This window comes from Paraniabella ginsengisoli (assembly GCF_022513635.1).
Lineage (GTDB): Bacteria > Bacteroidota > Bacteroidia > Chitinophagales > Chitinophagaceae > Niabella > Niabella ginsengisoli.
Window position 1 is genome coordinate 1,053,075 of record NZ_JAKWBL010000001.1, and the last position, 26,245, is coordinate 1,079,319.

Below are 26,245 nucleotides of genomic sequence, written 5' to 3' on the forward strand. Positions count from 1 at the left end.
GGCAAACCTACTTATAAAACAGCAAAATCCAATATAGGCAAGCGCTACGATTTTCGTAAATTGAAGGCTGATAATACTGCATCATGTTTAGAGTCCTCTTCTTTATTACTTTTTTATCGTTCTCTGTTTTTGTTAATGCCCAGCCAACATGGATCCGGATTAATCAATTGGGCTATTTACCTGATGATGTAAAAGTAGCTGTACTTGTTACAAAGGAGATGCTTGGGGCTGAACATTTTTCTTTACTGGATGCTGGAAATAATCAGGAGGTGTATAAAGGAACTTGTAAAATATATAATGCTTATGGGCCTTTCGAGAATTGTTGGAGGCTTAATTTTTCTGACTTTAATAAAAGCGGCTCTTACTATTTGAAAGTAGGGAATGTAATATCGCCCGTTTTCAAAATAGCAAATAATATTTACGAAGGAAGCGCTGATTTTATTTTAAAGTATATGCGTCAGCAACGTAGCGGCTATAATCCGTTTTTAAAAGATAGCTGCCACCGGCAGGATGGATTTATTGTATATCATAAAAATAAATCGAAAGATTCTACTTTTACTGATGTCTCTGGAGGATGGCATGATGCATCTGATTATCTTCAATATCTCCCCACTTCTGCCAACGCTACTTACCAGATGATGTTTGCTTACACGCAGCATCCTGAAAGTTTTTCTGATCGTTATGATGCATGGGGAAATGAAGGGGCCAACAATATTCCGGATGTTATTGATGAGGCAAAGTGGGGGCTTGACTGGTTGGTAAAAATGAATCCGCGCAAGGGTGAGTATTATAATCAGTTGGGAGATGATCGCGATCACTCGGGTCTGCGTTTGCCCACAAAGGATAGTGTGAAATATAGTAGTAATAAGGGTTTGGCGCGTCCTGTATATTTTATTACCGGTCAATCGCAGGGAGAAAAATATAAAAACAAAACAAAAGGCGTCGCTTCTTCTGTGGGAAAGTTTGCTTCAGCGTTTGCTTTAGGCGCAGTTGTGATGAAGCGGTTTTATCCTACTTTTGCGGATAGTCTTGTTTCTAAAGCCGTTGCAGCATACGAATACGGAAGAACATACCCGGGCAATACACAAACGCTTTCTGTAAAAGCGCCATACATATACGCAGAAGATAATTATGCTGATGATATGGAGCTGGCAGCTTTATCGCTTTACCAATTATCAGGTGAGAAAAGGTATCTAACAGATGGATTAATTTATGCGCGCATAGAGCCTGTAACTCCCTGGATGGGCGCGGATTCTGCCAACCATTATCAATGGTATCCTTTTGTAAACCTTGGTCATTACCTGGGCGCTAAGCTGGATAAAAAGCATAGTTCAGAATATATTTCTTTTATGAAGCGAGGTATAGACAGAGTGGTGGCTCGTGGTGCAAATAATCCATTTCTTATAGGTGTGCCATTTATTTGGTGTTCTAATAACCTGGTTGTTGGCATGCTTACACAAATGAGTTTATATAAACAATTAACAGACGATCATCAGTATGATGAGCAGGAAGCTGCGTTAAGAGATTGGCTGCTGGGGTGTAATAGTTGGGGGACAAGCATGATTTGTGATTTACCTGAAAATGCCATTTCACCAAAGGATCCGCATTCCGCTTTTACTCATTTATATAAGTATAAAATTTCCGGGGGCTTGTAGATGGTCCTGTATATGGCGGTATATGGAATAAATTAATAGGGATCAAACTATATGCTGAAGATGAGTTTCAGGAATTCCAGTCAGATAAAGCGGTTTACCATGATGACTTTGGAGATTACTCAACCAACGAGCCAACGATGGACGGTACAGCAAGCCTGAGCTATTATTTCGCTGCTATGCAAAAGCAATCAGATCGCAACACAATTATCAAAGACTCAGAAGGCGCCATCATCAAACTAAACAGTCATCAAAAAAAGGTATATCTTTTATTTTCTGGTCATGATCTGGGCGAGGGAGGTATTAGCATCCTGAACACTTTAAAGAAACATAATATTAAAGGCAACTTTTTCTTTACCGGAGATTTTTTAAGAAACAAAGCATTTCGAGAAATTGTAAAAAGAGTGGTTGATGAAGGACATTATATTGGATCACATTCAGACAAGCATTTGTTATATGCTGACTGGTCTAAAAGAGAATCCTTGCTTGTTACTAAGGATTCATTTCAGAGAGATCTAAGTCAGTCATTGCAGGAATTAAAAGCAGCGAAAGCAACAACGGGGAAATGGTACTTATCGCCATATGAGTGGTACAACAAACAGACTGTTCAATGGTGTAATGAAAATGGATTGGCAGTTATCAACTTTACTACGGGTACCGGAACCAATGCAGATTATACATGGCCACAACTCAGCAATTATAGAAATAATGATACTATTTTAACGCGGTTATTTGAGGCCGAAAGAAAAGAAGGCTTAAATGGTAATTTGATTTTAATACACATAGGAACGGATGAAAGAAGAAAAGAGAAGTTATACAATGAACTGGGTTATATAATTGAGAGGTTACATCAGTCAGGTTATTCAATTGAAAGATTGCCATAGCAAGAAAAAATTCATTTTTTTTCTTGCAAAAAGTTTGGTGCAATAATTTGATACTTCTATATTTGCACTCCCAAACGGGAACGCGGTTGATTTCGTAGCTCAGTTGGTAGAGCACATCACTTTTAATGATGGGGCCCTGGGTTCGAGCCCCAGCGGAATCACAAAGGCACTATTTTATGGTGCCTTTTCTGTTTTTATACATTTCATTCAGTCTTTCCCGTTCGAGGTAAGGTGTTCTTTTCGTACGCGAATTGATTAAAGAGAATATAGATGAATCCAAATTTCTGGGTGATTCTAAAAAATTGTTCTTTTGCAAAAGAATAATAGACAGTCAAAAGACAAATATTTAGAATTAGCGACATTAATATTGTCTGGGGAGATGCTTTATTTTTTGAACTGGCTGTTGTTGGCAATGATGAAGAGGGCTTTTGTATCTATCTTTAAGAAAAGAATATCAACCTATAGAACATCGTTTTAACCCAGTACATGCCAAAGGTTAAACAAAACAAACCGCAACTAATGAAAAACAGAACATCCCAAAAAAACAAAAGCTGGTCCTTGCTAATCATCTTCATTGCCGCTTTATCGTTCGTTATATATTTTGTTGTATTAAATGGCAAGTTAGACTCAATGGGATACGGCATTCTTTACGCCATATTAATAACCATTCTACTGATTGCTTTAATATTGATTATCGAAGCCATTTATCTCTACAGAATTATAGCAAGATAAATTTTTGTGCAACCTGATACTTCTATTTATTATATTATTTTAGTGCTTAACATTTTATGGGTAAATGATGAAGAAAATAAAACAAGGAAAAAATAAATATATAAAAAGGATCTTATTCTTCATATCCTTTTGTCTGCTGCTGTTTAGCACTACTATTCATGCGCAAGTACCCGACACGAAAGTAATGAAAGAAAAGGCTGATAGCTTAAAAGATGAAAAGCAATATGAGGCTGCTGTAACGCTATATGAAGCGCTAATAAAAAAAGAACCTACGAATTCTTACTTTTTGGAGAAAGCAGGTTTTTGTTATTTCTTTTTAGAGAATTATCCAAAGGCGAGGGAAAAATATACGCTGTCTGCTTTGTATCGGGATGCCAATGATGCAACGCTATTGGCCAGCGACTACGCCAACCTTGTTGCCGTATATGCCCGACTTAATATGCCTGAAAAGGAAATGGAATATTCGCTAAAAGCTTATCAAGCTCATGAAACGCCTTTCTCGCTTTGGAATGCAGTAAGCGCCTTGAATGATAACAACAAATTTGAAGAGGGCTTGAAGCTTTTAAACAACGCCAATATAGTAAAAGGCCCGGAGTTTGACGGACTTTATGGACTACTCTATTATAAAATGGGCTACTATGATAAAAGCATAGCGATGTTTGAGCTATTCTTTACCAACTGTGAATATGTAAAAAGCGAATTGGCAAATATTTCTATGGGAGATATGTACGAGTGGGCATGGTATGCACTTACCTATCCTTTATCTATACAAAATTTTGAGCAACCACTCATAAAGGCAGATAGCGTAAAAATGGTTCGCTGGTTTCAAAAACTAATAGAATATGATGGCATCAACAGCATAATAGATGGTACAATTAAGCAAATAACTAGCGTCAATAAACATACAAAAGTATATAACCCCATTTATCTACAACTTGCCAATAGTTTGCCGCAGCAATATTGCCTGGAAAAGATAGGGATATTGTCTGCTATCAACGACTATGACGCTGCTGCTTTGGTTAAATGTAACGAAAGCGATGTAGCCGAGAAAAAGAAACCTTTGTTTCATATCTATCGCTTTAGAATTGATTATAACCAGTTTTTGGTGGATTGGAAAGCAGGAAAAGCAACACTACAAGATGAGCGTTGGCATACGGTTACCGATTTATTCAGTCATACGTTGGGCAACATCACCAATATTGATAAAGCAATGGTAGAAGGCGGCAACAAAGCCATTGAAGTGCCTTTGTTAGCTGCGGTTTACGACCTTTTTGAAAAAGGAAAAAAACAGATGCCGACAGAAGACAACTCATGAACGCATTATTTGAGAAAAATTTTGAAGCTGCATATAAAGATAAATTTATCAACATGATTATTTTTGAACTGCGTGATAAATAGATATAAACTAAAAAAACATACGCATGAAACCCCCTTATTTTATAAATATTTTATCCAAAGCCAGCCTTTTTCTGCTTGCCCTATTACTGGTTATGTGTAAAAATAGGGATACCGATTCGGCTACAAACAAAACGGATAGTACTGTTTTGGTTAAACCGATTGCGCAAGATTCGATCAGTGAAGTACCCGAAATAGAAGAAGGCGATGAAGGTAGTGAAGGAAGTTATTATCCAGAAAATATTGTTATTGGCAAAAGCCTGCCAGCAAACACCACCACGGGCTTTCCGGGTTTAAAATTTGGTGATAAAGTGTATTATGACAGCGAAAATTCTGACGAAAACACCACCGTTTTTTATCTGCAAAATCCAGAAAAAGTAAAGTTATCCAAATCATACAACGCCCGTGCGGATTATTTTATCCGTGCATCTGACTTGGAAGAATACCAGACAAAATTTTCGCTCGCTGCATTTACTGCCTTACAACCCGGCGTTAAAAAACTAATTCTTGATAATGATTATAATAATGGAAATGATTACAGCCCCACACAAAATGAGGAACGCTCCCGAACGGTAGTGGCTTATGGCGATTACGACGCCGACGGCATCAAAGACGTAGCTATTATTTTAGACAATAACGAAAAACAAATTTCTCGGTTGCTAATTGCTTGTACTAATAAAGCTACCAAACAACCTTACTTAGCTTTTGCCGAAAATTATAATGATAAAATAAGGATCAACTCGTACAACGTAGGCAGTCGCGTTTTTATGAATAGCCCAACCTTGGTGGCAGCGCCAATAGACGGATTGATATTAAACGGCGAAGATGTAAAGTTGGCCATTATGTACAACAAAAAATTGCAGAAATATAAAAGCTATTTTCAGGAAGCGATGGAAGAGTAAAAAATACACGTGCGAATATATTAACGATTGTGTAAGAAATGAAATAGCAAGATTTTATATCCATTTTTAAGGTAATGTTGCTGCCATTGTTTGTCAACTTTCAACACAAAATTTTAAAAAAGTAAAAAGTAAACCCATAAAAGGGCTCAAGGAACAATGCGGAATAACCGCTACCCGAAACGGATTTGAGTTTGCTTGCAATTGGATGCGATCAGGATATCGTTGTCAATTTCGATTTGATAAAAACGCAAAGCGTGTGCGCCTTATTGGAATGGATCGTTATGAACTTGGCGATGCCACACTAAACGGTAGCGGCGAATCAAGCGTAAATTTACTTACCGGAGATTATATAGGCGATTGGAATTATTACGACCCTTTAGCGAATAATGAAGCGGGTGAATTGATAAAAATACCCACCATCAAAACCAAAATGTATTTTGGAAAAATTTATTTGGAAGCATTTAGTGATGCCGTTTATTATGATTTTGAGGAAAGATGTGCCAAGTTGTATTATCAAGAAAAAGAAAAAGAATGCGAAAATGAAAAAATATCTCATCCTATTTGCTCTTGGCTTAACATCTTTTATACTACTGTTTTTGTTTCTATATTATTTTTTTGAGTGGATAACACCCTCAATTACAATGGACGGACATCCTTATGTGCCGTTTGGTAATATTATAAAATCATCGTTTTTTTCGTTCGTATTTACTTGTGTAATATGTTTTGTGTTCAATAAGTTTTTAAAAAAGTACAAATGAAAAGCAACGCATTCCCATAATACAAAGGTTGGTTCTTGTACCTCTTGCTAAGAATCATTTTTATTGTCGCATTATCGTTCCTTATATATTTCATTGTATTAAACGGTAAGTCAGACCCGATGGGATACGGCGCACTTTACGCTATATTGATAGCCGCTCCACTAATCACTTTACTATTGATTATAGAAGCCATTTATCGTTACAGAAAAAACAGCGGGATAAATTTTGGTGCAACCTGATACTCGTATTTATTATTTTCATACTATTGTTTAACCTTCTTATGAGCAAATGATGAAGAAAAAATCAACCAACCACCTCGTATTATGGCCTATGCTCGCACTTGCCTTTGCGTTGCATTCTTGCAAAGATAAAGCACAAGGCGCAAGCCAAAGCCCACAAACCGAAATTACCGAAACAGTTAACGATACGCTGAAAAGCAGGTTACGACCCAATGAAAAAATCGAACTCGGAAAAATTTATACCGACACCGTAAATTTTGTTGAGTTCAATGATGGCGGCGATAATTGGCTGCTTTTTGTTGAAAAAAACAAAGACACAATTGGATTAATTTATGACAACGAATATCATTTTATAAGAGGCGATGCAATAGCAATCACCTGGAAAAAGGATAGCATCCGTTATGCAGGCGATTCGGAATTTCTGAACTTTACCGAATTTTTAATTTCCGCAAAAACCGTAAAACCCCTTTCCTTAACCGATAAAAAGTGAAATTCCTTTGGCAGGAAAACCTATACAACGAAGAATATGAAGAAAAATATGAAACAAATATTAACGTCATTGTTCTTAATGAGGATTTCATCAAAACCATTTCCGAGCCCGAAAAAGCGGCATTGGCGTATGTAGCCACTTTTATCGGCAATGAATGCAGTTGGGACGGAAGCGCAAACGACGACAGAAGCAATCTGAAATGTAAAATCCTTTCGGCTTTGAACTTGGGTTATCAATGTTCAAATCAGCATTTAGGTTTTCTTCGGCAATGGTTCAGAAATGACAAAGAGGTTCTGAAAGAACTAGAAAATTGCCCCACAACGCCCGATGGCGCAACCATTCAAGATACGTTTGATGAAATTAATTTGGAAGTAAAAAACAATCAAATTACAGTTTTTTTCAAAGCAAGCGGCGTAAATTTAAGAGAGGAAAAATTCTGGGAATGGACAGAAAAGCTTCGGTTCGGATTTAAAGAAAACGAATTAACCTTGGTTGATAAAGAAGTTTCGCCGATAAAGCACAGCAGTTTTGAAATGCAAGAAAATTAAAAAATATCTTATGAAAAACCTGATTTTACTTTTCACTGTATTGACGCTGTTTTCAAATTGCAACAACCTACAAGCACAAAAACAAACAGACTTCGTTTTGAGCAATGAAGAAATCATCTATTCTTTCGAAACAAAAAGCGGCAAAAAGATGGTCTTGGTAAAAGATAAAAACAATGCCTATATGCAATACCGTTTCGGCAGTCAAAACAAAATCGAATTGGAATTTCCGACAGAAAAAACAAAAGAAAGCTGGCAAAAATTTGAATACAATTCGTATTGGCGAGGCGGCGGCGTAGAAAATTCGGGAATGGAAATCGACAATCTGCAGTTTAGCAACAACGGCTATACTTATCTTGTTTACAGGACTTATTTTGCGGAAGGTGAAAAAAATGCGGCAGGAATCATCATTACAGACAGCAAAGGAAAAGAAATACGGATAAACGGAATGCCCGAAACCATACAGGGCTGCATTTGCAACCTTGAACACACCCGGAATGATAGAAAAAACAGATATTGGATTATCTTTTTAAAGAAAATAAGAAAACAAATTACTATGCGCACACTATTCATAATCTTCCTTTTGGCGGCTGCAACGCAAACATACGCACAGAACCAAAGATTGTACAAAGGCACCATCAACGGCACACTTAAAGTAACCTTATATCTGGAAGGATTGGACGAAGGAACAAATGCCGACCGGATTTTGGGGGCATATATTTACGAGAATCAAAATGAATATATTTTGCTAAATGGCTACCGGAATAAGGATGGCAATATCGTGTTGGTGGAACAAGCTACCGCTAATTTTTCAGGTGTTTTTTAGGAACAATGGATAAAAAGCAAATCACGGGAAAATGGACAAGTGCCAATCAAAGTAAAATATATGCGTTTAAGCTGACGCAAATAGCCGCAACAAAAGAAGAAATGACCAAATTTCAAAATGCTATGGAAAATAAGGCTAATGAATTTAGCCGCTATTAAACGATGAAAGTTATCCTTTCTTTTTTCTTTCAAATTGCAAAAGCTGTAAACAAATTAACGCTTAAGAGAATCAAATGAAAAAAATAATTCCCCTAATCATTGCTGCAATAATGTTGATTGCGTGCAATAACACACCCAAAACAGGTGCAGCATCAAACACAGCTTCAGATACCATAAACAGACAGGGATATACCCAAACGGGGGACAGCGATGAATATATTCACTATGAAAACCCCGAAGAAAACAATCCCGAAGAACCCGATATTACCTTTCCAACAACAGGAAACAAGGCTTCTGATTTTCTTCCGAAGCTAAATATTTATGACATTCAGTACGAAGCCGAAGGCGATTTGAACAATGACGGTTTAGCGGATATTGCCGTTGTTTTGGTTCACAAAAATCTAAAAACAGCCGTAAGGCCAATGCTGATACTATTGCAAAACAAAGACAAATCGTATTGGTTGGACAAGGTTTCAAATACTGCAATGCCGATAGAATACACCGAAAGTGATTACAAAATCTATGACACGGAAAGCCTTGGTATTGAAAACGGGGACTTACTATTAAATCCTATGGAACCGGACCGAGCGGCAATCTTTTCAGTACGTTTCGTTATTTTGGTAATGATTTACTGTTGATCCACATAGAAACCTACAATATGGGTGCAGGCAGTCATCAAGGGCTTAATTACGATTTGGAAAAAGGTGAACTGACTGAGGAAATAGTCCATACAATGGAAGAAGATATGCCGTCTGAAACGAAAACATTTAAGCTGAAAAAGGAAAAACATTTGTTTGAAGATGCTTCGCCGGATGATATCATAAGCGAAGCATATAAACAGACAGATAGTGAATGGTAAAAACTAAAAAGTAGAAGCCAGATGAAAAATCTTCTTACACTAATAAATTGGATAGTTTAGTCAACACAAAAAATGGTAGAAATGCAACAAAACACAACAGAAATTAACAAACAGAAAAACAGCAACCTTTCTATTCTGTTTATCGTTGTCAATTTGATTTTGCTTTTAATTTTTGCAAATATAGGAGACAATGAAGGTGATCAGGAGATAATAAATTATTGTTATTTATCTTTCGGAGCAACGGTTTTGATGGGTTGTTACGCATTCAGTTATCACGGAAAAGGTTATCGCATAGCCAAATGGCTTTTCGCTATTTCGCTGATTATCAGTTTAGCATTGTTGGGTTTACTGTTGTATGCCGCAGGCTTGGCTAAGGCATTTCAACATTAATATTATGAAGCTGAATTTCATCAACAAATTATACATCGCCATGACTTCGATTTTGGTTATGGCTATCGGAATTAAATTTTTTAACTATAAAAGCTGGGAACAGTATTATTATTTTTCAAGCGTTTGCGCACCAGAAAGTTATCCTATTGCTATTCATAATTCCTATTTTATTTTGGCCGATGGCGACTTGGGCCATATAAAAGATGAAGATGTAGATAATTTCACCTCAAAATGGGGTGAAGAATATTATTACACTGAAAGCAGTCAAAGAGAGCGTTTACCCGTAAAATTGGTTTTGCAATACGTTTCTTATCGTGATAAAAAGTTTTACAGCGATACTTTAAACCTGCCCGAAAAAGAAATTAAGCAAATTTTTGAATCCGCATTGCGAAACAAGCAAGCAAAAGAATTACACAGCTATCCAACTGATGTAAAAGGGCTCACTTTTTTAGTCGGAATCGCGAATGATGGTAACGTTGCGGTCTGGTTGCGAGGTGTTTTTTGGAGCAATTAATCCTAAAGAAAAAGCTAACCGCCAAAGAACCACAAAGCGATGAAATCTATTACGAAATGCGATTATCAAAAGAAGAATACATCAAAAAACGTTTCGAAAATTTGGAGGACAGTATAAAATTAAAACTCGATAATGGTTTTGAAGCCAATGCCAATTACATTGATTCGCCAACGCATTACATCGATAAAAACAGGGAGCTTTGGGAATATCAAAAGAAAAATAAATTTATAGAATAAAGCCATAAATTTTGAATTTATAGATAAATTTATCTGTGTTGGTAACTGCTTACAATCTATTTGAAAAATGAAAAAATTGCTTACCCTAATCACTTCTACGATAATACTGATTGCCTGCAACAATGCAAGTAAAATGGAAGAAAAAATTCAATAGCAGCTTTGAGTCCTTACAATGCAATGGCGACGAGCGCAACCGCTATATACGCGTAGATGATGTATGGTATGATGCCTTTGGAGAAAAGGTAAAGGATTAAGGAGATTAACAAATTAAAACCAACAATGCTAAAAATAAGACCAATAATTACCTATTTGTTCATTGTACTATCCTTACTGCTTTTGGCAAATTGTCTGCTGTATTATTATTTTCAGATAAGTTTTGCAGGATATTACAGCGATGTGATTTTATTTTGGCTTTGGTTTTTTACAAGCATTGCAGTTATTGTCCTCTTCTGGAAAAATAAGATGGCAAAGCTCTTTATTGCTGGCATCCTGTTGGCTTTGGTGGTAAGCATTTTGCCCATGGCATTACCATTTTCTTCCTTTATTTTTTCGATGACCTCTTTGGGATTAAAACAGGACAAAAATCTGAATGAAAATTACCGTGCTCAAATTGTGGATTATAGCCCAATAATGCATCCTTGGCTTGAGGTAATAGAGAAAATGGGAATATTTGAACGAAAGGTATTTATGTGTACCGAAATTAATTTGGAGAGCCTTGCAGGCCGAAGTATAGATGTAAAATACGACGCACAATTGCGCCACGATGTAAGGATTAGTGAAACCAAAGACATTATTTTTAATAACGAAACCGACTCTACATTAACACTTACCCTATTTTATGGCAGACCAAATAAAATAATAACCTTTAATAAAACCAATGGAAAAATAAGTCTAAAAGCAGTGCCTGAAGAAAACGTTGAAGCCAATACGTTTCATTCAGAACGCATCAGAGATACCGTTTTTAAAGATGTAATTGAAATTACGGAAAAGCATATAGAAATCAACAATGGCAAATACATTTTCAAAGCAGTTATTCCTAAATCAACAGAAACACCTGTTTTGTTTGTTCAAGACCAAGTACCGCTGGATGTATTGCCCGGTATGTACCCCCAATTTAAAAGGCTCATCGTGATTACGCCCAATTGGACTTTTTATGATGAAACCTTATCCAATCAACCTAAAGATATTGATTGTGCGGAACCCATTGCCAGTTCGGTTGTTTACGAATTTAACCGAGAAAACGGCACTATTCAAAAAGACAGCATAGTGATTATGGGCGGATTTCCTGAAATGAAGTTTAAAAAGTAAATCGATGAACCGACATGATTAAAATAATCTTTAATCACACAAAGTAATGATTATTTTAATCATCAAAGATTCCATGTGACCACTAAAAACAATAAAAATAAACACATGAAAAAGAATACAACCTTAATCCTATCGATTTTATTAGCCTTTATCATTTTGAGTTGTCAAAGCGAAAAAAAGAACCTCAAAAAAATGTTAGGACAAATGTGGTGCAATCAAAAGAAGAAATTCAAAACAACCCATCAAACAATTAATGACACCATAGCAATATCCCATAAACACCACCCCAATTCAATTTCCTGTGACTTGGATGGAGATCATTTACCCGACACGATAAAAATTGTTCAAAACACGAAAAATGAAAAATATGGATTGAAAATTATTTTTGGCAACATGCGTGTGGAAATATTTAGGAATGGGAAAAGAAATTTTAGGGCAAGGCTTTGATGATTTAGAGTGGGTTGGAGTTTTTGAAGTTGCACCGAAAAATGAAATTTACTATAACAATGTAAATGATGATGGGGAAATTATAACCGAAGAGCAAGTAAAAGAAACCGACAAAATCAAACTTCCCAATGACGGCATTTTTATTCATCAAAAAGAAACTGGCGGTGGCGGGATCATTTATTTGAAAAATGGGAAATTTGAATGGATTCAGCAAGAATGAAACGAGCCATGATAATACTTTTATCACACAGCAAAATGATTATTGGCGAGTTCCATGTGGCAAATGAATAACAATAAAAAATAAACACATGAAAATAACCAATAGAAATCGATTATAGCAATGAAAAAATATTTTTACATAGTAATATTCACTTTGCTGGCTGCTTGCGGACAGACAAATAACAAGACTAACAAAAACAACGCTACAGCAAACAGTGGAAATGACACCCTAAAATCCCAAACTTCTAACGAATCCATTGATACATCACCCAAAAATTCAGACGAAAAAAATCATTTAACTATTCCTGAAAATTATAGTGAATTAAAAGAAAGTCCATCCAATGGAAGAAAAATGGAAAGGATATTAGCGGATTTAGATGATGATAAACTGACGGACACGGCTTTGATAGTTGAAAATACAGCCGATTTCGCCAATTATTTGTTGCTTGTATATCTATCCGGTCAGGATGAAACCTTTCAGATGCGATTCTTCAATGAAAATGAAATGAATATGTATCCGGTTCAGCTTGCCGTAAAAAAGAATGTTTTGGAAGTGGGGTATTTTTTGGACGGAACGGCTGGTTTTGGCCGATTTTTGAAATTGAGATTTGATGAAACGAAAAAGAAAATGAAACTAATTGGTTACGATACGGGGTATAAAAAGGGTGGCGCAGGGTCGGAACGCCTCGACAAATCTTTCAATTTATTAACTGGTGATTACGTTGTTAAACTTCAAAAATTAGTTCCAAAAATAGCTACCGAAACATTTAAAGGAAATAAAAAAATAGAATCCATTTATATGGAAGATATAGGTATTGAAACATTACTCAAGCTGGATGAAATTGGCAGTGAATTTGAATAAACCTTGTCATTAATGTCATTATACAGAACAAGCTAAATATCAGGCTTATGAAAATATCACTTTTACTATTGCTTATCCTTTTTGGCACAGGCTTAAGCGCCCAAACCTTTTCTGCCAAAACGATTGGCAAGGTGCTGGATTTCAACAAAAAAGAACATGATTATTTGGTTGGCAAAGATTTTGTATTATCTACCCCTAACAACGAAGATGCCGATGGCAAATTTGTATTTACCAACCCTACAACCAAAGAATGGATGCGGTTGAATTATATTCTAAGCTATGAAAAAGAAGGTGGTCGGCACGCACAGATTTTGTACTATCTTAAAAATGAGGTGGACTATAAAAAATTTGTATCAGGCATCAAAGCAAACGGTTATAAATACAGCAAACTAAACAAAGCTTACCTAAAGCGAGATGGTACTTATCATTCGCAAAAAATTACTGTTCCAAGCTTGACTATTGGCAATGACGGCGAAACTTTTGTGATTGGGTATGAATATCATTTAGGGAAAGAGTTAAGTGGGGTACCCGGTTCAGAGCCACCCAAGCCCCCGATTATAAAATCAAAAACAGACCGTTCAAATGTTCAACAAAAAACTTGTACCAGCGAACATTTGTTGCAGAAAATTTTAGCGCTACCCGAAGTTAAAGAAAGGAGCAAACTGTTAGATTTGTTAACCCAAAAGAAGCAAAACCTTTCTTTTATGATAGATGAAACAGACAGGCTCTACGAAATAGTGGTAGGCTATAATGGCCCGCTTCGCTGGGAACCTTTCTATCACTTCAAAGCGGATAAAAAGGATTGTGTACTCAAAATTATGGATATAGAATCGGGCGAATATATGTCTGTAGAAGCCTGGCGAAAACTGAATGCCGGAAAGAGGGTTGAAAATGAGTAAAATAGAAGATTATGAAAAAATCCTTTTATCATTGTTGCTTTTTCAAATAGTAGTTTCCTGCGGACAAAAACAGTCGAAACCTGCAATGGATGCAGCGGCATCGCCCCCAACGGACACCACCTCACTTTGGGTCGATTACCGTATTGGCGAATTACCACCGGAAGGTTATTACGACGCTTTCGATAGCATCATCCGAAAATGGAACATCCGTTATCAAAGAACAGAAGGCGGTTGCGAAGCCACCCCATCCGAAAAGCAACAACACGAGGCTGGTAACGAAAAATACTTTCGCCAGCTGGAAGCAAAATTTGGTAAAGACTGGCGCCAGCAATTTGATGCGGAAGTGAAAAAGCTGGACAGCCTGCTTGTCGTACAAAAACAGCTTCGGGCAATAGGCGAAGAAATTCAAGGCGATTTTGACGGCGATGGGAAACTGGAATTTGCAAAAGCCGTAAAAGTTAAAGAAGGACAGGGGAATCCGGTTGAAGACGGAACACCTGATGAGTATGAGATCCAATTCTCAAACCATAAACTTAAACCGATAAAAGCAGGTTGTTGCGACATCCGTTTAGTCAACGAAGGCGACTTGAACAACGACGGCAGCAATGAATTTTCCATATTTCAAGCACCCATGAATGGCTGCACTTATACAATGACCACTTATTCTTACAGCAACAAAAGCTGGAAGCAAATCGTAAAACCTTTTTTGTGCCAACCGCTTGCGATGATTTAGAAGATTCGGATTTACAAAAACTCGTGTTTTCTGAAAACAGTCAGGTGTATTATTATGAAACAGATGTAAGCGATGAGCCTGTTAAATTAATCAAGAAAAAAGCGATCCCTCAATAGACTAATCATAAAGTTTACAATATTTGAACTTGTTTCTGTATGGTCTTTTTATGAACGAAACCCGACAACACTCAATAAACAAAGCAATGATTTTAAACATACAAAACATAACAGCGCTGCTCTCAATACTCTCGTTATTTACGGCCTGTAACGGAACACAGCAACAAGAGAAGCCGACAACAACAGTTCAACATACAAGTGAAGCTGTAGCAAATATTCAAAGAGATACTTTACAGTATTTGGCAGATGGAGAAAATGAGGACAATCAATACTCGCTTTTTATCACTAAAACAACCGATACGATTGCGATTGTATGGAATAAACCTTCTTCAAATCTGCGCAACGGAGCTATGTTCTATTGCGAATGGGAAGAAAAAGAAGTTACTTCTGGTGGAGATAGCGAAATCAAATACAAGCAAGCTTTTATGAAGTCCTTCAAACCTTTAAACATCAAACCATTTGTTAACTTCAATGTAAAACAGGAGACACGCAGATTGAGCTATTTCTTTTATTCCAATGGAGGATTGGTGGGCTACTTTAATGATGGCACTGTGGTGGGCTGCCCCGCTGCGATCCTACTGCCGGTAGCGTAGAAAATATGTTAAAGATGGAGCCTATGGGCACTTATGTGGTTTTGGATGACGGAAGCTTATTGGTTGACGGAAACCGTAAGGAATATCCTAAAGAAAAGAAAGAATGGAACGAGTGGATGATTTTTAATTCGGATGCGGAATGGGAAAATTTCATGAACGATAAAGATGATTTAACCTCAGAAAGAAATCAACAACATCTGATGCAATTTTTGAACGGTTATATAAAAATGTGCGAACAACAAACGAGCCAGCAAGCAACCATCAATTGGGTATTGACAAGCGTCGATGTTACCGACGGTTTTAAATCGGCATACCGAAAGTTTTATACGGAAAATCCCGAACCGGATTTTGACCCCGTACTTACCGCACAGGATTGTCCGCAAAAAATAGAATTAGAATCTATCGGTTTAACGGATTATTATTTCACATTCAGCTCGTCAGAAATCGATAATTATTTGTTAGTAACAAAAGTAAAACGTGTAGGAGATATTTGGCTGGTGGATGGCTGTGGCGTAATTAATATTCCTAAAGAAAAAATAAGCCTGGCTAATAAATGAACAGAACGATTTTAATAAAACCAAACATAGTGTAGTGCTTCCAATGCTTTTGCTACTTATGGCCTGTAGTGGAAAACAGCAGCACCAATTAATTCGAAATATGAAATACACCATTAGCTATTAATAGCATTGTATTTACTGGCGGCTTGCACCAGCTCAACGGCAAACAAGGCCGATACTGCGCTAGATAATCCTTATACGACAAGCCAGATAACCAACCAAGCCAATAAAAAACAACGGTGAACAGTGTGGGGGCTTTGTAGTGAGCTGTGGCAGCGGATGCGCCATGACTTACCAAGTGAAAAAAATAGAACCCACCAACCAGGCATCCATCAAAGTGACATTTGGAGTGGAGCAATATATAGATGAAAAGGTATCTGTAGCATTTGAAGAAACTTATATTTTTCACTATGGCAATACAAAAACAATAGAAAGAGTGGGGCCGGAAGGAAAGAACGAAAATATAGCAGAAACGCTACCGCTTAATGCACAGCAATTGTTTGAAGAGTTTGGCAGCCGCTTAATTAAAACCATCGAAACAAAAGAAACCGCAATAACATTAGAACCGCTCAATGAAGATGCTTTAAATAAAATTTGGGTATTGTTTCTATTTGGTTTGTATGGTAATCACAGTGTTGTTAAAGGTGTTCCTGAAAATATTAGGATAGACCAGACTTCAATACCTAATGATTTTCTTTTGTCAATCTTAAGATCCATTTTTTCCGGGAGTAAAATGGGATAAACTTGCCTTACAAGCAGGGAAATTAAAATGAATGGGATAAAATTGTGATAGGGTTTGGAACTCATAAAATAGTAATTTAGCTGCTGGAATGGTATTGGTTAATACTGGCAAAAATCGAAGGTGCCAATGAATGTCATGTTGAACAGACCCCCGGTTATTCAAAAACTATCTTCCTTTCAAAAAAATAATCGTGAAACTTTAAGCCAAAAATTAAAAAAGAGAAAAATGATAATTTCCAAATCATTCTTTTTAGCATTAACCACAACAATTTCTGTATTGCATTTGCAAGCGCAAAAAGGCGATGTAGAAATTTTGTTTAACAAACCAGCAACCGATTTTACCGAATCACAACCCATTGGAAACGGGCGTGTGGGTGCTATGTTGTTTGGCCATCCGGTAAATGATTGTATTGCTTTAAACGAAATTTCTATATGGTCGGGTGGGCCACAAAATGGGGACAAAGACAGCGCTTACATGTATCTGAAACCTATTCAGAATTATTTATTGCAAGGCGAAAATGGAAAGGCACAGCAGCTGTTAATGAAACATTTTGTAGCAAATGGTCCAGGTTCTGGAAGAGGTAAAGGCGCTGATGAAAAATTTGGATGTTATCAAACAGCAGGCGATCTTATTATAAAATGGAAAGATGCAACACCAAACGTTTCTGATTACAAAAGAACGCTTAATGTAGCTACCGCGGTAGCTCAAACAAGCTACAGACGCGATGGTAATGCCATTTTTCAGGAAGCTTTTGCTGATTTTAAAAATGATGTAATCTGGATAAAGATGACCAGCGCAAAGCCAGGTAAGTTAAACTTTGATTGCTATTTAGATAGAAAAGAAAGTGTTACCTCAAACGAGGCGAACGGTAAAGAGATGCTTTTATTGGGCCAGCTGTCTTCGGGAAAAGATAAAGGAATGAAATATGCTATAGCAGCGCAGATAGTAAAATGTGATGGCGAAATTAGCGCCTCCGGAAAAGCCATTACCATCAGCAATGCAAGCTCCTGCGTTATCGCCATTGCTATGCGTACCAATTATAACTATACTGCTGGCGGACTTTTGACTGTTGATGTTGAAAAAACAGTACAGAATGATTTGAATCGTTGTTCAAAAAAAGATTATAACAGTTCAAAAGAAAACTCTACAACCATTTATCAGTCTTATTTTAACCGTTGCCGTTTAACAATGCCTGCAAAAAATGAGTTGACTATAAATAGGCTTACAACAATGGAACGACTAATCCATTTTTCGGAAGGAAAAATGGATGTGCAGTTGCCGGTTTTATATTTCAATTATGGCAGGTATCTTTTAATCAGTTCTTCGCGTCCTGGCTTGCTTCCGGCTAATTTGCAGGGGCTTTGGGCAGTAGAGTATCAAACGCCGTGGAATGGCGATTACCACATGAACATTAATGTACAAATGAATTACTGGCTTGCAGAAACTACCAACCTTTCGGCCCTTGCCCAGCCTTTGTTTCAGTTTACAAACAATCTTGTTGAAAATGGGCGCAAAACAGCTTGGAAATACTATAGGGCAAAAGGCTGGGTGGCGCATGTGATTGCCAACCCTTGGTTTTTTACTTCGCCGGGCGAAGGTGCAAGATGGGGTTCCACACTTACTGGCGGCGCATGGATGGCAACGCATATATGGGAACATTATAATTATACAAAAGATAAGCAGTTTCTTGCGAAATATTATCCGGTTATAAAAGAAGCTGCCGTTTTTTTAGAATCGATTCTTATTAAAGAACCAAAGCATGGCTGGTTAGTAACGGCTCCTTCCAATTCTCCCGAAAACCAATACATAAAGCCCAACGGGTTTAAAGGAAGTACCTGCATGGGGCCTACAATGGATATGCAGATAAGCCGAAATATTTTTGAAGCAACGATTAAAGCGGCTGCCATTCTTCATAAAGATGAAGTGTTAGCCAATAGACTAAAAACAATAATAAACCACTTAGCACCTAATCAAATAAGCCCAACCAACGGTGGCATACAAGAATGGCTGGATGATTGGGAGGCCGTTGATCCGCATCACAGGCACGTTTCTCACTTGTACGGTTTGCATCCGTACGATGAAATCAACCCTTGGGATTCACCAGACTTACTCAATGCAGCTGTTAAAACTTTGGAGTTGCGTGGCGATGATGGCACCGGATGGTCGAAAGCATGGAAGGTAAGCTTTTGGGCACGCATAGGAGATGGCAATCACGCATTCAAAATGTTGAAGGGTCTTTTAACGCCTGTTTCTAACGATGGCGTAATAAAGATGAGTAGTGGTGCAGGCTCGTATGCCAACTTATTTGATGCACATCCTCCGTTTCAGATTGATGGTAATTTTGGCGGCGTAGCAGGAATGGCAGAAATGTTGTTGCAAAGTCATGGTAAAAATAATGTAATAAGATTTTTACCTGCATTGCCAAAAGATGACGCCTGGAAATCCGGATCTGTAAAGGGTTTGAAAGCTCGTGGAAATTTTGAAGTGGAATTTGACTGGCAAAATCATTTGTTAACTACAGCTACTATTAAAGCTTTATCTGGTGGTTGGTGTAATGTGCAAATACCCAAAGGAAAAGGTATTTATAATCGAGATAGAAAAAAATAAATATTGAAGTAGAAAAGCAAACGAATATTGCAAAAATTGAACTGGTGAAAGATCAAGAAGTATTTATAAGATAAAACACAGTTCAAATACTTTTTTCCTCAAAGAGAAAGAAAAGTCTGACTTAAAAAACGGATGATGTTTTTTTGAATGGCTTGCTTCTTAGTCACATTGAATACATACTGAATGATAAAAGCTTATTTTAGTGGCACTCTTATGCCAATAAGTGAGAGACTTTATAAGCGTACGCTAAATATCAAGGCTCGCTAACTGCTGCTGTTTCTCCAACCGATTTCTCAAAGCCGCTAACAATATGCAGGCCTGTACTATCTTTTGGCGCTTCTCCGCTTATAGCAGTTCCCCAAACATACACCGTTTTTAAACTTTTTATTTCTTTTAAAATGGGTACGCTGGCTGCGGTAATTTTTGTATTCTTCAAATTGATACTTTCCAGCGCGGGCAATTTTTTTAGTTGTTGAATGCCTTTATCGGTAATAGGGTTTTCGTCTAACCGAAGCCTTTGCAAATTGGCAAAACTGTTTACAATGCTTAACTGATCGTCGGTAATTTGATTACCGGAAATATTGAGCCAGTAAATATTGTTTTTAATACCGTTCAACAATTTTATTTTATCATTTCCCGACACGTCTTTTTTGATGGCAATGTAACGTCCAACAAATCGGGATTGTAGCTGATTTGTTTGATTACAAAGCCTGCTTTTTTAAATGGATCAAGTGCGTTGTTTTGCAACTTTGGCGCAGGCGTGTTTAATACAACAGCAGGCTGCTCGCTGCTTTGCGCCTGCTCGCCAGCACCCGAAAGCCCCACCACTTTTTGTATGCCTGCTAATATTTCGGCAGGCGGTTTGGCAGCGGCCAATTTCATGTCGGGCGCTGCTGCCTGGGTTTCAATCCACCATTTTATAATAGCAGTTTCCTCTTTGGTAAGCGGTGTTTTTCCATCCGTTGGCATAAATTTTTCATCTGCAGGATCAAGCAACACGCGCTTTATTAATTCACTTTCCAAAGGTTTGCCTGCAATTATTACCGCACCACCTTTTCCACCTTTTTTATTAATTCCAATGATTCTATCGAAAGTTTTCCTTTCTTTTTATCTGCATTGTGGCAGGCACCGCATTTATCAATCAAAATAGGATGCACGATATCTTCAAAAACCAATGCTTCATTTACATTGGTTATTTTCTTTTTTTTTTTTTCTTTTTTAAATAGAATATCTGTAGAAAGATAATCGCTGCCGTGTGTAAGGCTTCCTCCGTAATGCCCGGCAACGCTGATGAAAAACATCATCAGCACCATTAATAAGTTCAATAGTTTTGCGCTATGCACCCATTTAATGCGGATCACTTTAATACTAAATAGCCATGCTAAAAATGAAATAATCGCTGTGATAATTCCCATCCACATGTGCCAATCAAGCGTTTCCATATTGTAATCGCCGCTAAGCGAAAGTAGGTATCCTGTAACGCAAGCTATTATTGCGCTAAGGCAGCCAGCAAGCAGCGTAAGTGGAACGGCGGTACGCACACGCCGAAATTTTGGTAAAGCTCCAGTAAACTGCAACACTGCAGCCAGCAACAAAAAACCGATGGGTAAATGCACCAGCAATGGATGAAATCTTCCCAAAAAAATATCGATGCTCAATAAAATCATTTTATACTCTTTCTAATTTTATGGGAGCAGTTTGATTAGCATTCCACTGACATACATAAACGTTCTTGTCATCGTCAACGCATACATCATGTCCGTGATTGAATATCTTTTCAGATGTTTGAAACATTTGCTGTAACTGGCCATTTACATATTGAGGCTCGGTGCCGCCCGGGTTAGAAACTACTTTATTTGCATTATCAAGTATGGTAACAAAGCCCGAATCTTTTGCCTGCTTTTGCCCGTCTTTTTTGTCAGACCAACAAACACCAGCGTAAATATTTTTATCATCAATAACGGCACGACAAACGTACAAGCCAGGCATGGCAATTGTTTTAATATATTTTCCATCAAGTGTAAAAAACTTAAAACATTGTTCTGATCGGGAAGTACAAACAAGTACCGGATTGTTTTTGTCTCTGTTATCAATGGCAACACCGTGCGCATTTTTCAAATTATGATCGGGATTGGAGTTATTGTGTCCACCAAAATGCCGGATGTATTTACCGCGCGCATCATATTGAATAATATAATCCGATCCATAACCGTCGGCTACATAGATATCGCCATTGGGTGCTACAGCAGTTTCTGTTGGTTGAAATCTTTCATCGGCTTTATACACGCCTATTGCGTGCGGGTGTCCAAAATTAAAGATCAGTTTTCCGTCAATCGTTGTTTTAAATACTTGCCCCGATTGGCGTTGCCAGCCGCCGTTTTTATCCTGAAAATATCCGCAATCGGTTATCACTAAAAAATCTGCTTCGCCTTCTTTACCTATTGAAAGGCCGTGCCCGCCGGGATATTGTGTGCCCCAAAAATCAAGTAGTTTGCCCGATTTATCAAACACTAAAATATTATTATTGGTATGGTCTCCAATCATAATCAATCTGCCTTTGCTGTCCATTACCATTTCGTGGCAGTTAAAAAGCGGATTATGAGCCGGACTGATTTTAGCCCAGTTCTTATGCACTTTATATTTAAAGCCTCCATGTCCAATAAGTACATCATCTTCCAGTTTTAATTTTTTGTTGATGCCAAATGCAGCGGCAGGTTTTGCAGCAATGGCTGTAGTTAGAATGGTTGCTGTTTTTAAAAAGTTTCTTTTATTCATTAGTTGAATAAGTTTGAAAAAAATGTTGTTGAATAGTTATGTCAAAATAGTTCGAGTGAAATAATAGGAGTTTTGGAGATCTTTTTTAATCGCCTGGAGGCGATAGCATAATCGTTCGAGGCGAAGACGCCTCGAACAACATTAATTATTGTTAACTAAGAATCCCTTTTACCACATGGCCCGATACATCTGTCAATCTAAATCTTCTACCCTGATATTTATATACAAGCTCTTCATGATTAATTCCAAAAAGATGTAATAATGTAGCATGAAAATCGTGTACATGTACCGGATCTTTTACAATATTGTAACCAAAATCATCCGTTTCTCCGTAAGTAAATCCGGGTTTAACGCCGGCACCGGCCATCCACATGGTAAAGCAACGTGGGTGGTGGTCTCGCCCATAATCATCTGCTGTTAACTTGCCTTGCGAGTAAACAGTTCTGCCAAATTCTCCGCCCCAAACCACCAAAGTATCTTCCAGCAAACCTCTTTGTTTTAAATCTTTAATCAGTGCGGCTGTTCCCTGATCTGTTTTTTGGCATTGCGATTTTATGCCGCCGGGTAAGTTGCCATGCTGATCCCATCCTTGATGATAAAGCTGCACAAACTTTACATCTTTTTCCAACAGCTTTCGCGCCAGCAGGCAATCAGCGTAAGTGCCGGGGTCGCGGCTATCTTCGCCATACATATCGTACACCCAATCCGGCTCCTTGCTCATGTCAGTAACTTCCGGAACCGAAGTTTGCATACGATACGCCATTTCATATTGCGCAATGCGCGTATTAATTTCCGGATCACCATAACTATCTGCCTGCAGCTTATTCAGCTTTTTAAGATATTCAAGCATTTCGCCTCTATCTTTACCATCATATCCTTCAGGATCACTTAAAAATAATACCGGGTCTTTTCCGCCTCTAAACTCCACGCCCTGGTGGCGCGATGGCAGAAACCCATTGCTCCAAAGCCGCGCCATTAAAGGCTGTCCGCTTCCATTTTTAGATACCAGCACAATAAAAGTGGGCAGATTTTCATTGTCAGACCCTAAGCCGTAACTCATCCAGGCCCCAATTGACGGGCGGCCTGCAATTTGATTTCCTGTTTGAAAAAAGTGGTAGCCGGATCGTGATTGATGGCATCTGTATGCATCGATTTAATAAAACATAAATCATCCACCACGCCTGCGGTGTGAGGCATTAGCTCGCTAACCCATGCTTTAGATTGACCGTATTGTTGAAAATTAAATATTGAAGAAGCAACGGGAAACTCCGACTGGTCGGCACTCATACCGGTAAGCCGCTGATCTCCTCTGATGGACGGCGGTAAATCCTGCCCCTGGTATTTATGCAACCCAGGTTTGTAATCGAATAACTCAAATTGAGAAGGCCCGCCACTTTGAAACAAGTAAACAATTCTTTTGGCCTTTGGTAAATAATTAGGAAATACCGTTTGCGTAACTCCTTCTTCTAAAGGCGCAGCCGCTGCGGTTATTGCCGATGGCTTGTTGCCACAGGATTTTCCTAACAAAGACCCTAAGGCTAAGGCTCCAAGACCCATGGAGGTTTTGGTAAGAAAAGTTCGTCGGTCTAATTGTTTTTTAACCTGATCTAAATCTTTATTGAGCGGGTCAAAAGGCGTATCGTGATGATGATTACACATACCATTTATCTTTTAGTGATGCTTGCATCGGTATTAATAATACTGCTGGCTACTACTGCGTTGGCAGCTAATTTTTCTTTAGGCAGCGTAGAATCTATTTTGTACATACCTGCATTAAGCCAGCCGCTCATTTTTGCAGGATGGGTTTTAAACTTTTGATATTGTACTTGCTGAAGCTGTACCAGCAAAGCCAGTTCTTTATTGGTTGGCTTTCTGCCGGTAAGGCTTCTGAAAGCATAGCTGATGCCGGCTTTATCATTATTCATGCGGGTCATCTTTTCGCCCAAAACTTTGGCGGCTTCCACAAAAGTGGGATCGTTCAGCGTTATCAAAGCCTGTAATGGCGTGTTGGTTTTTTGCCTTCTTACCATACAACTGGTTCTGATGCCTACATCAAAAGTTGCCTGTGTGGGGTTGGGCGATGATCTTCTCCAAACTGTGTATAATCCACGTCTATACACATCGCGACCTTTATCCTGCGGGTAATATGTGCCCGTCATGCGCCACAAATCCGGTGGCTGGTATGGATACACGCTTCTTCCGCCAATTGTATCATTCAATAATTGGGATGCAAACAATGCATTGTCTCTTATCATTTCAGCCGTTAATCTTGATGGTGAAGATCTTGCTAACAATATATTTTCCGGATCTTTTTCTAATAGCTTTTTATCGATAACCGAACTTTGGCGATAGGTGGCCGACATTACCATCATTTTCAAAAGCGCTTTTACATTCCATCCACTTTTTACAAATTGTACCGAAAGCCAATCAAGCAATTCGGGATGTGAAGGTAGCTCGCCCTGGTTGCCGAAATCTTCTGTAGTTTTTACAAGCCCTTTGCCGAAAAACAGCTGCCAATAACGGTTTACGGCCACTCTTGCTGTTAACGGATGATCGGGGTGTGTCAACCATTTTGCAAAACCCAGTCTGTTGCGCGGTAAGTTGGCCTGCATTGGGAAAATAGCTTCGGGTACATCCGGCGTTACTTTTTCCGTAGGCGAATCATATACACCACGGTCTAAAATATAAGCGGGGCGGGGCTTTTCCATTTCCTGCATAATCATCAGCTCACGTATAGGCTCTACGGTATCGGCCTTGGCCATTCTTATTTCTTTCAGTTCTTCTTTTAATTTTTGTATCGTATCGGAAGTATTGGATAAAAAATATTCTTTTAATGCCGTGCGCTCCTGCGCCGTAAGCGTTGAAGGCTCTTTACGAATAATTGTTTCAAATGTACCCGCATCAGAAAGCTGCTTTACTTCAATACCCGTTAAGGCTCTGTCAAACACAACCACGTCGTTCACTTTTCCGTTGGTAAGTCCTTTGCCTCTGTCCCACGCACCTATTTGCAATCCCAGCGTTTCGTTGAGCATTATATCTTTATACAAATTATCCTGATCAACGGTGGTTGCTATTTCAGCGCCGTTTAAAAATACTTTGTAACCGGCTGCTTTACCCGACCCGTCGTAAGTAACGGTAAGTTGTATCCATTTGTCTTTAGGCACGGGCTGTTTAGAAAATTCGATGATGGCATTGTACGGCGCGGTATGTGCCATTTTTAACTCTAACAAATGATTGGTTACGCCCAAGCTGAACCCGCGATAATTATACAGTTGCGAAGAAGAGCAACGATGAAATATTACGCCGTCTTTTAAAGCTTTAGGAATGTTGACCCAAATGCCAACACTAAACGGTTCGGACTTGCTATAAGTAGCCGTTTTTCCACAATCAACCCATGTGTCTCCATTTAACAAAACCGACTTCCCTTTTTCCGTATTAGTAAACACGGGCTTTTCAATTATGGGGCCTCCCAAGCCGCGCCTCATGCTACCGGGTTCGCCTTTTTTGACGCTATTGTTTAAATTTCCTTTTAAAGAAAAATGCGCCACCATGTCGTTCGGAAATGTTTTACGCAATCCGTTTTTATAGCCACCGGTGTTAATCCATGCTTCGGCTTTGCTTGCCTCCTGTTGTTGAACCTGCTTTAGCTGATTTTCTTTTTGAGCAGTTTGATTATTTAGATAAGCAATTATTTTATCCTCTTCTTTTGTGGTAAGCAAAAGGGTTGGCACCGGCATGGCATTATCCCAGGATATTTGTCCGGCTTCTTTTACATTATTAAAGAAGCTGAACATTTGAAAATATTCT

At 38.2% G+C, this 26,245-nt stretch carries 29 protein-coding genes, 1 tRNA gene and 1 pseudogene; 25 read left to right on the top strand and 6 right to left on the bottom strand.

Translation table 11 applies throughout. From position 1 onward, the window contains the following. Positions 1–83: 83 nt before the first annotated feature. The 25 genes from MKP09_RS05890 (at position 84) to MKP09_RS06005 (ending at position 19,663) form a co-directional block, all read left to right on the top strand. Entirely contained in the window at positions 84–1,655 is a 1,572-nt protein-coding gene (locus MKP09_RS05890) for a glycoside hydrolase family 9 protein (RefSeq protein WP_240826852.1), read from the top strand. 137 nt (positions 1,656–1,792) lie between these two features. Beyond that, positions 1,793–2,536, top strand: coding sequence for a polysaccharide deacetylase family protein (locus MKP09_RS05895; RefSeq protein ID WP_240826853.1), 744 nt, complete (start codon positions 1,793–1,795; stop codon positions 2,534–2,536). A gap of 88 nt (positions 2,537–2,624) precedes the next feature. After that, positions 2,625–2,697, top strand: a tRNA-Lys gene (locus MKP09_RS05900). Positions 2,698–3,332: 635 nt separating this feature from the next. Further along, positions 3,333–4,583 carry a tetratricopeptide repeat protein gene (locus MKP09_RS05905; RefSeq protein WP_240826854.1) on the top strand — a complete coding sequence of 417 codons (1,251 nt, stop codon included), beginning with the start codon at positions 3,333–3,335 and terminating at the stop codon, positions 4,581–4,583. Between the two features lie 106 nt (positions 4,584–4,689). Continuing rightward, complete coding sequence (locus MKP09_RS05910) at positions 4,690–5,565, top strand: hypothetical protein (protein ID WP_240826855.1); 876 nt, start codon at positions 4,690–4,692, stop codon at positions 5,563–5,565. Positions 5,566–5,821: 256 nt separating this feature from the next. Then, complete coding sequence (locus tag MKP09_RS05915; RefSeq protein ID WP_240826856.1) at positions 5,822–6,184, top strand: hypothetical protein; 363 nt, start codon at positions 5,822–5,824, stop codon at positions 6,182–6,184. 427 nt (positions 6,185–6,611) lie between these two features. After that, positions 6,612–7,052, top strand: a complete 441-nt coding sequence (locus tag MKP09_RS05920) for a hypothetical protein (protein ID WP_240826857.1) — start codon at positions 6,612–6,614, stop codon at positions 7,050–7,052. Next, a complete protein-coding gene (locus MKP09_RS05925) occupies positions 7,049–7,600 on the top strand; it encodes a hypothetical protein (protein ID WP_240826858.1) in 552 nt (183 codons plus the stop codon). Before MKP09_RS05920 ends, MKP09_RS05925 begins: the two co-directional genes overlap by 4 nt. Before the next feature lie 10 nt (positions 7,601–7,610). Continuing rightward, positions 7,611–8,423, top strand: coding sequence for a hypothetical protein (locus MKP09_RS05930; RefSeq protein ID WP_240826859.1), 813 nt, complete (start codon positions 7,611–7,613; stop codon positions 8,421–8,423). A gap of 5 nt (positions 8,424–8,428) precedes the next feature. Continuing rightward, entirely contained in the window at positions 8,429–8,581 is a 153-nt protein-coding gene (locus MKP09_RS05935) for a hypothetical protein (RefSeq protein WP_240826860.1), read from the top strand. 74 nt (positions 8,582–8,655) lie between these two features. Next, complete coding sequence (locus MKP09_RS05940; RefSeq protein ID WP_240826861.1) at positions 8,656–9,219, top strand: hypothetical protein; 564 nt, start codon at positions 8,656–8,658, stop codon at positions 9,217–9,219. Between the two features lie 20 nt (positions 9,220–9,239). Then, on the top strand, positions 9,240–9,440 hold the full coding sequence (locus MKP09_RS05945) for a hypothetical protein (RefSeq protein WP_240826862.1): 201 nt from the start codon (positions 9,240–9,242) through the stop codon (positions 9,438–9,440). An 81-nt stretch (positions 9,441–9,521) separates the two neighbouring features. Then, positions 9,522–9,830, top strand: a complete 309-nt coding sequence (locus MKP09_RS05950; RefSeq protein WP_240826863.1) for a hypothetical protein — start codon at positions 9,522–9,524, stop codon at positions 9,828–9,830. A 4-nt stretch (positions 9,831–9,834) separates the two neighbouring features. Next, a complete protein-coding gene (locus tag MKP09_RS05955; protein ID WP_240826864.1) occupies positions 9,835–10,344 on the top strand; it encodes a DUF2931 family protein in 510 nt (169 codons plus the stop codon). Next, the gene (locus MKP09_RS05960) at positions 10,332–10,580 is read left to right on the top strand and encodes a hypothetical protein (RefSeq protein WP_240826865.1); all 249 of its coding nucleotides are present in this window, start codon (positions 10,332–10,334) and stop codon (positions 10,578–10,580) included. Before MKP09_RS05955 ends, MKP09_RS05960 begins: the two co-directional genes overlap by 13 nt. Positions 10,581–10,702: 122 nt before the next feature. Then, a complete protein-coding gene (locus MKP09_RS25520) occupies positions 10,703–10,834 on the top strand; it encodes a hypothetical protein (protein WP_262915132.1) in 132 nt (43 codons plus the stop codon). Between the two features lie 208 nt (positions 10,835–11,042). Next, positions 11,043–11,888 carry a hypothetical protein gene (locus MKP09_RS05965; RefSeq protein ID WP_240826866.1) on the top strand — a complete coding sequence of 282 codons (846 nt, stop codon included), beginning with the start codon at positions 11,043–11,045 and terminating at the stop codon, positions 11,886–11,888. A 415-nt stretch (positions 11,889–12,303) separates the two neighbouring features. Continuing rightward, the gene (locus tag MKP09_RS05970; RefSeq protein WP_240826867.1) at positions 12,304–12,555 is read left to right on the top strand and encodes a hypothetical protein; all 252 of its coding nucleotides are present in this window, start codon (positions 12,304–12,306) and stop codon (positions 12,553–12,555) included. A gap of 120 nt (positions 12,556–12,675) precedes the next feature. Next, a complete protein-coding gene (locus MKP09_RS05975) occupies positions 12,676–13,416 on the top strand; it encodes a hypothetical protein (RefSeq protein ID WP_240826868.1) in 741 nt (246 codons plus the stop codon). A 47-nt stretch (positions 13,417–13,463) separates the two neighbouring features. Beyond that, positions 13,464–14,315, top strand: a complete 852-nt coding sequence (locus MKP09_RS05980; RefSeq protein ID WP_240826869.1) for a hypothetical protein — start codon at positions 13,464–13,466, stop codon at positions 14,313–14,315. Next, entirely contained in the window at positions 14,308–15,048 is a 741-nt protein-coding gene (locus MKP09_RS05985) for an FEKKY domain-containing protein (RefSeq protein ID WP_240826870.1), read from the top strand. The genes MKP09_RS05980 and MKP09_RS05985 overlap by 8 nt, the downstream gene beginning before the upstream one ends. A gap of 202 nt (positions 15,049–15,250) precedes the next feature. After that, positions 15,251–15,757: a hypothetical protein gene (locus tag MKP09_RS05990; RefSeq protein ID WP_240826871.1), complete on the top strand. Its 507-nt coding sequence runs from the start codon at positions 15,251–15,253 to the stop codon at positions 15,755–15,757. A gap of 14 nt (positions 15,758–15,771) precedes the next feature. After that, positions 15,772–16,314, top strand: coding sequence for a hypothetical protein (locus MKP09_RS05995; protein WP_240826872.1), 543 nt, complete (start codon positions 15,772–15,774; stop codon positions 16,312–16,314). A 298-nt stretch (positions 16,315–16,612) separates the two neighbouring features. Next, positions 16,613–17,056 (top strand): hypothetical protein, encoded by a 444-nt coding sequence (locus MKP09_RS06000; protein ID WP_240826873.1) that lies wholly within the window; start codon positions 16,613–16,615, stop codon positions 17,054–17,056. A gap of 225 nt (positions 17,057–17,281) precedes the next feature. After that, complete coding sequence (locus MKP09_RS06005) at positions 17,282–19,663, top strand: glycosyl hydrolase family 95 catalytic domain-containing protein (RefSeq protein WP_240826874.1); 2,382 nt, start codon at positions 17,282–17,284, stop codon at positions 19,661–19,663. Between the two features lie 253 nt (positions 19,664–19,916). On the opposite strand, the gene MKP09_RS06010 is transcribed toward MKP09_RS06005, so the two are convergent. The 6 genes and pseudogenes from MKP09_RS06010 to MKP09_RS06040 form a co-directional block, all read right to left on the bottom strand. After that, on the bottom strand, positions 19,917–20,306 hold the full coding sequence (locus MKP09_RS06010; RefSeq protein WP_240826875.1) for a hypothetical protein: 390 nt from the start codon (positions 20,304–20,306) through the stop codon (positions 19,917–19,919). Beyond that, positions 20,285–20,686: a hypothetical protein gene (locus MKP09_RS06015; RefSeq protein ID WP_240826876.1), complete on the bottom strand. Its 402-nt coding sequence runs from the start codon at positions 20,684–20,686 to the stop codon at positions 20,285–20,287. Before MKP09_RS06015 ends, MKP09_RS06010 begins: the two co-directional genes overlap by 22 nt. A 17-nt stretch (positions 20,687–20,703) precedes the next feature. Continuing rightward, on the bottom strand, positions 20,704–21,321 hold the full coding sequence (locus MKP09_RS06020) for a DUF2231 domain-containing protein (RefSeq protein ID WP_240826877.1): 618 nt from the start codon (positions 21,319–21,321) through the stop codon (positions 20,704–20,706). A gap of 10 nt (positions 21,322–21,331) precedes the next feature. After that, entirely contained in the window at positions 21,332–22,438 is a 1,107-nt protein-coding gene (locus MKP09_RS06025) for an NHL repeat-containing protein (RefSeq protein WP_240826878.1), read from the bottom strand. Between the two features lie 151 nt (positions 22,439–22,589). Beyond that, positions 22,590–24,097 (bottom strand): annotated as a pseudogene (locus MKP09_RS06030) (DUF1501 domain-containing protein). Between the two features lie 5 nt (positions 24,098–24,102). Further along, complete coding sequence (locus MKP09_RS06040) at positions 24,103–26,232, bottom strand: DUF1553 domain-containing protein (protein WP_394801036.1); 2,130 nt, start codon at positions 26,230–26,232, stop codon at positions 24,103–24,105. Positions 26,233–26,245: the final 13 nt, after the last annotated feature.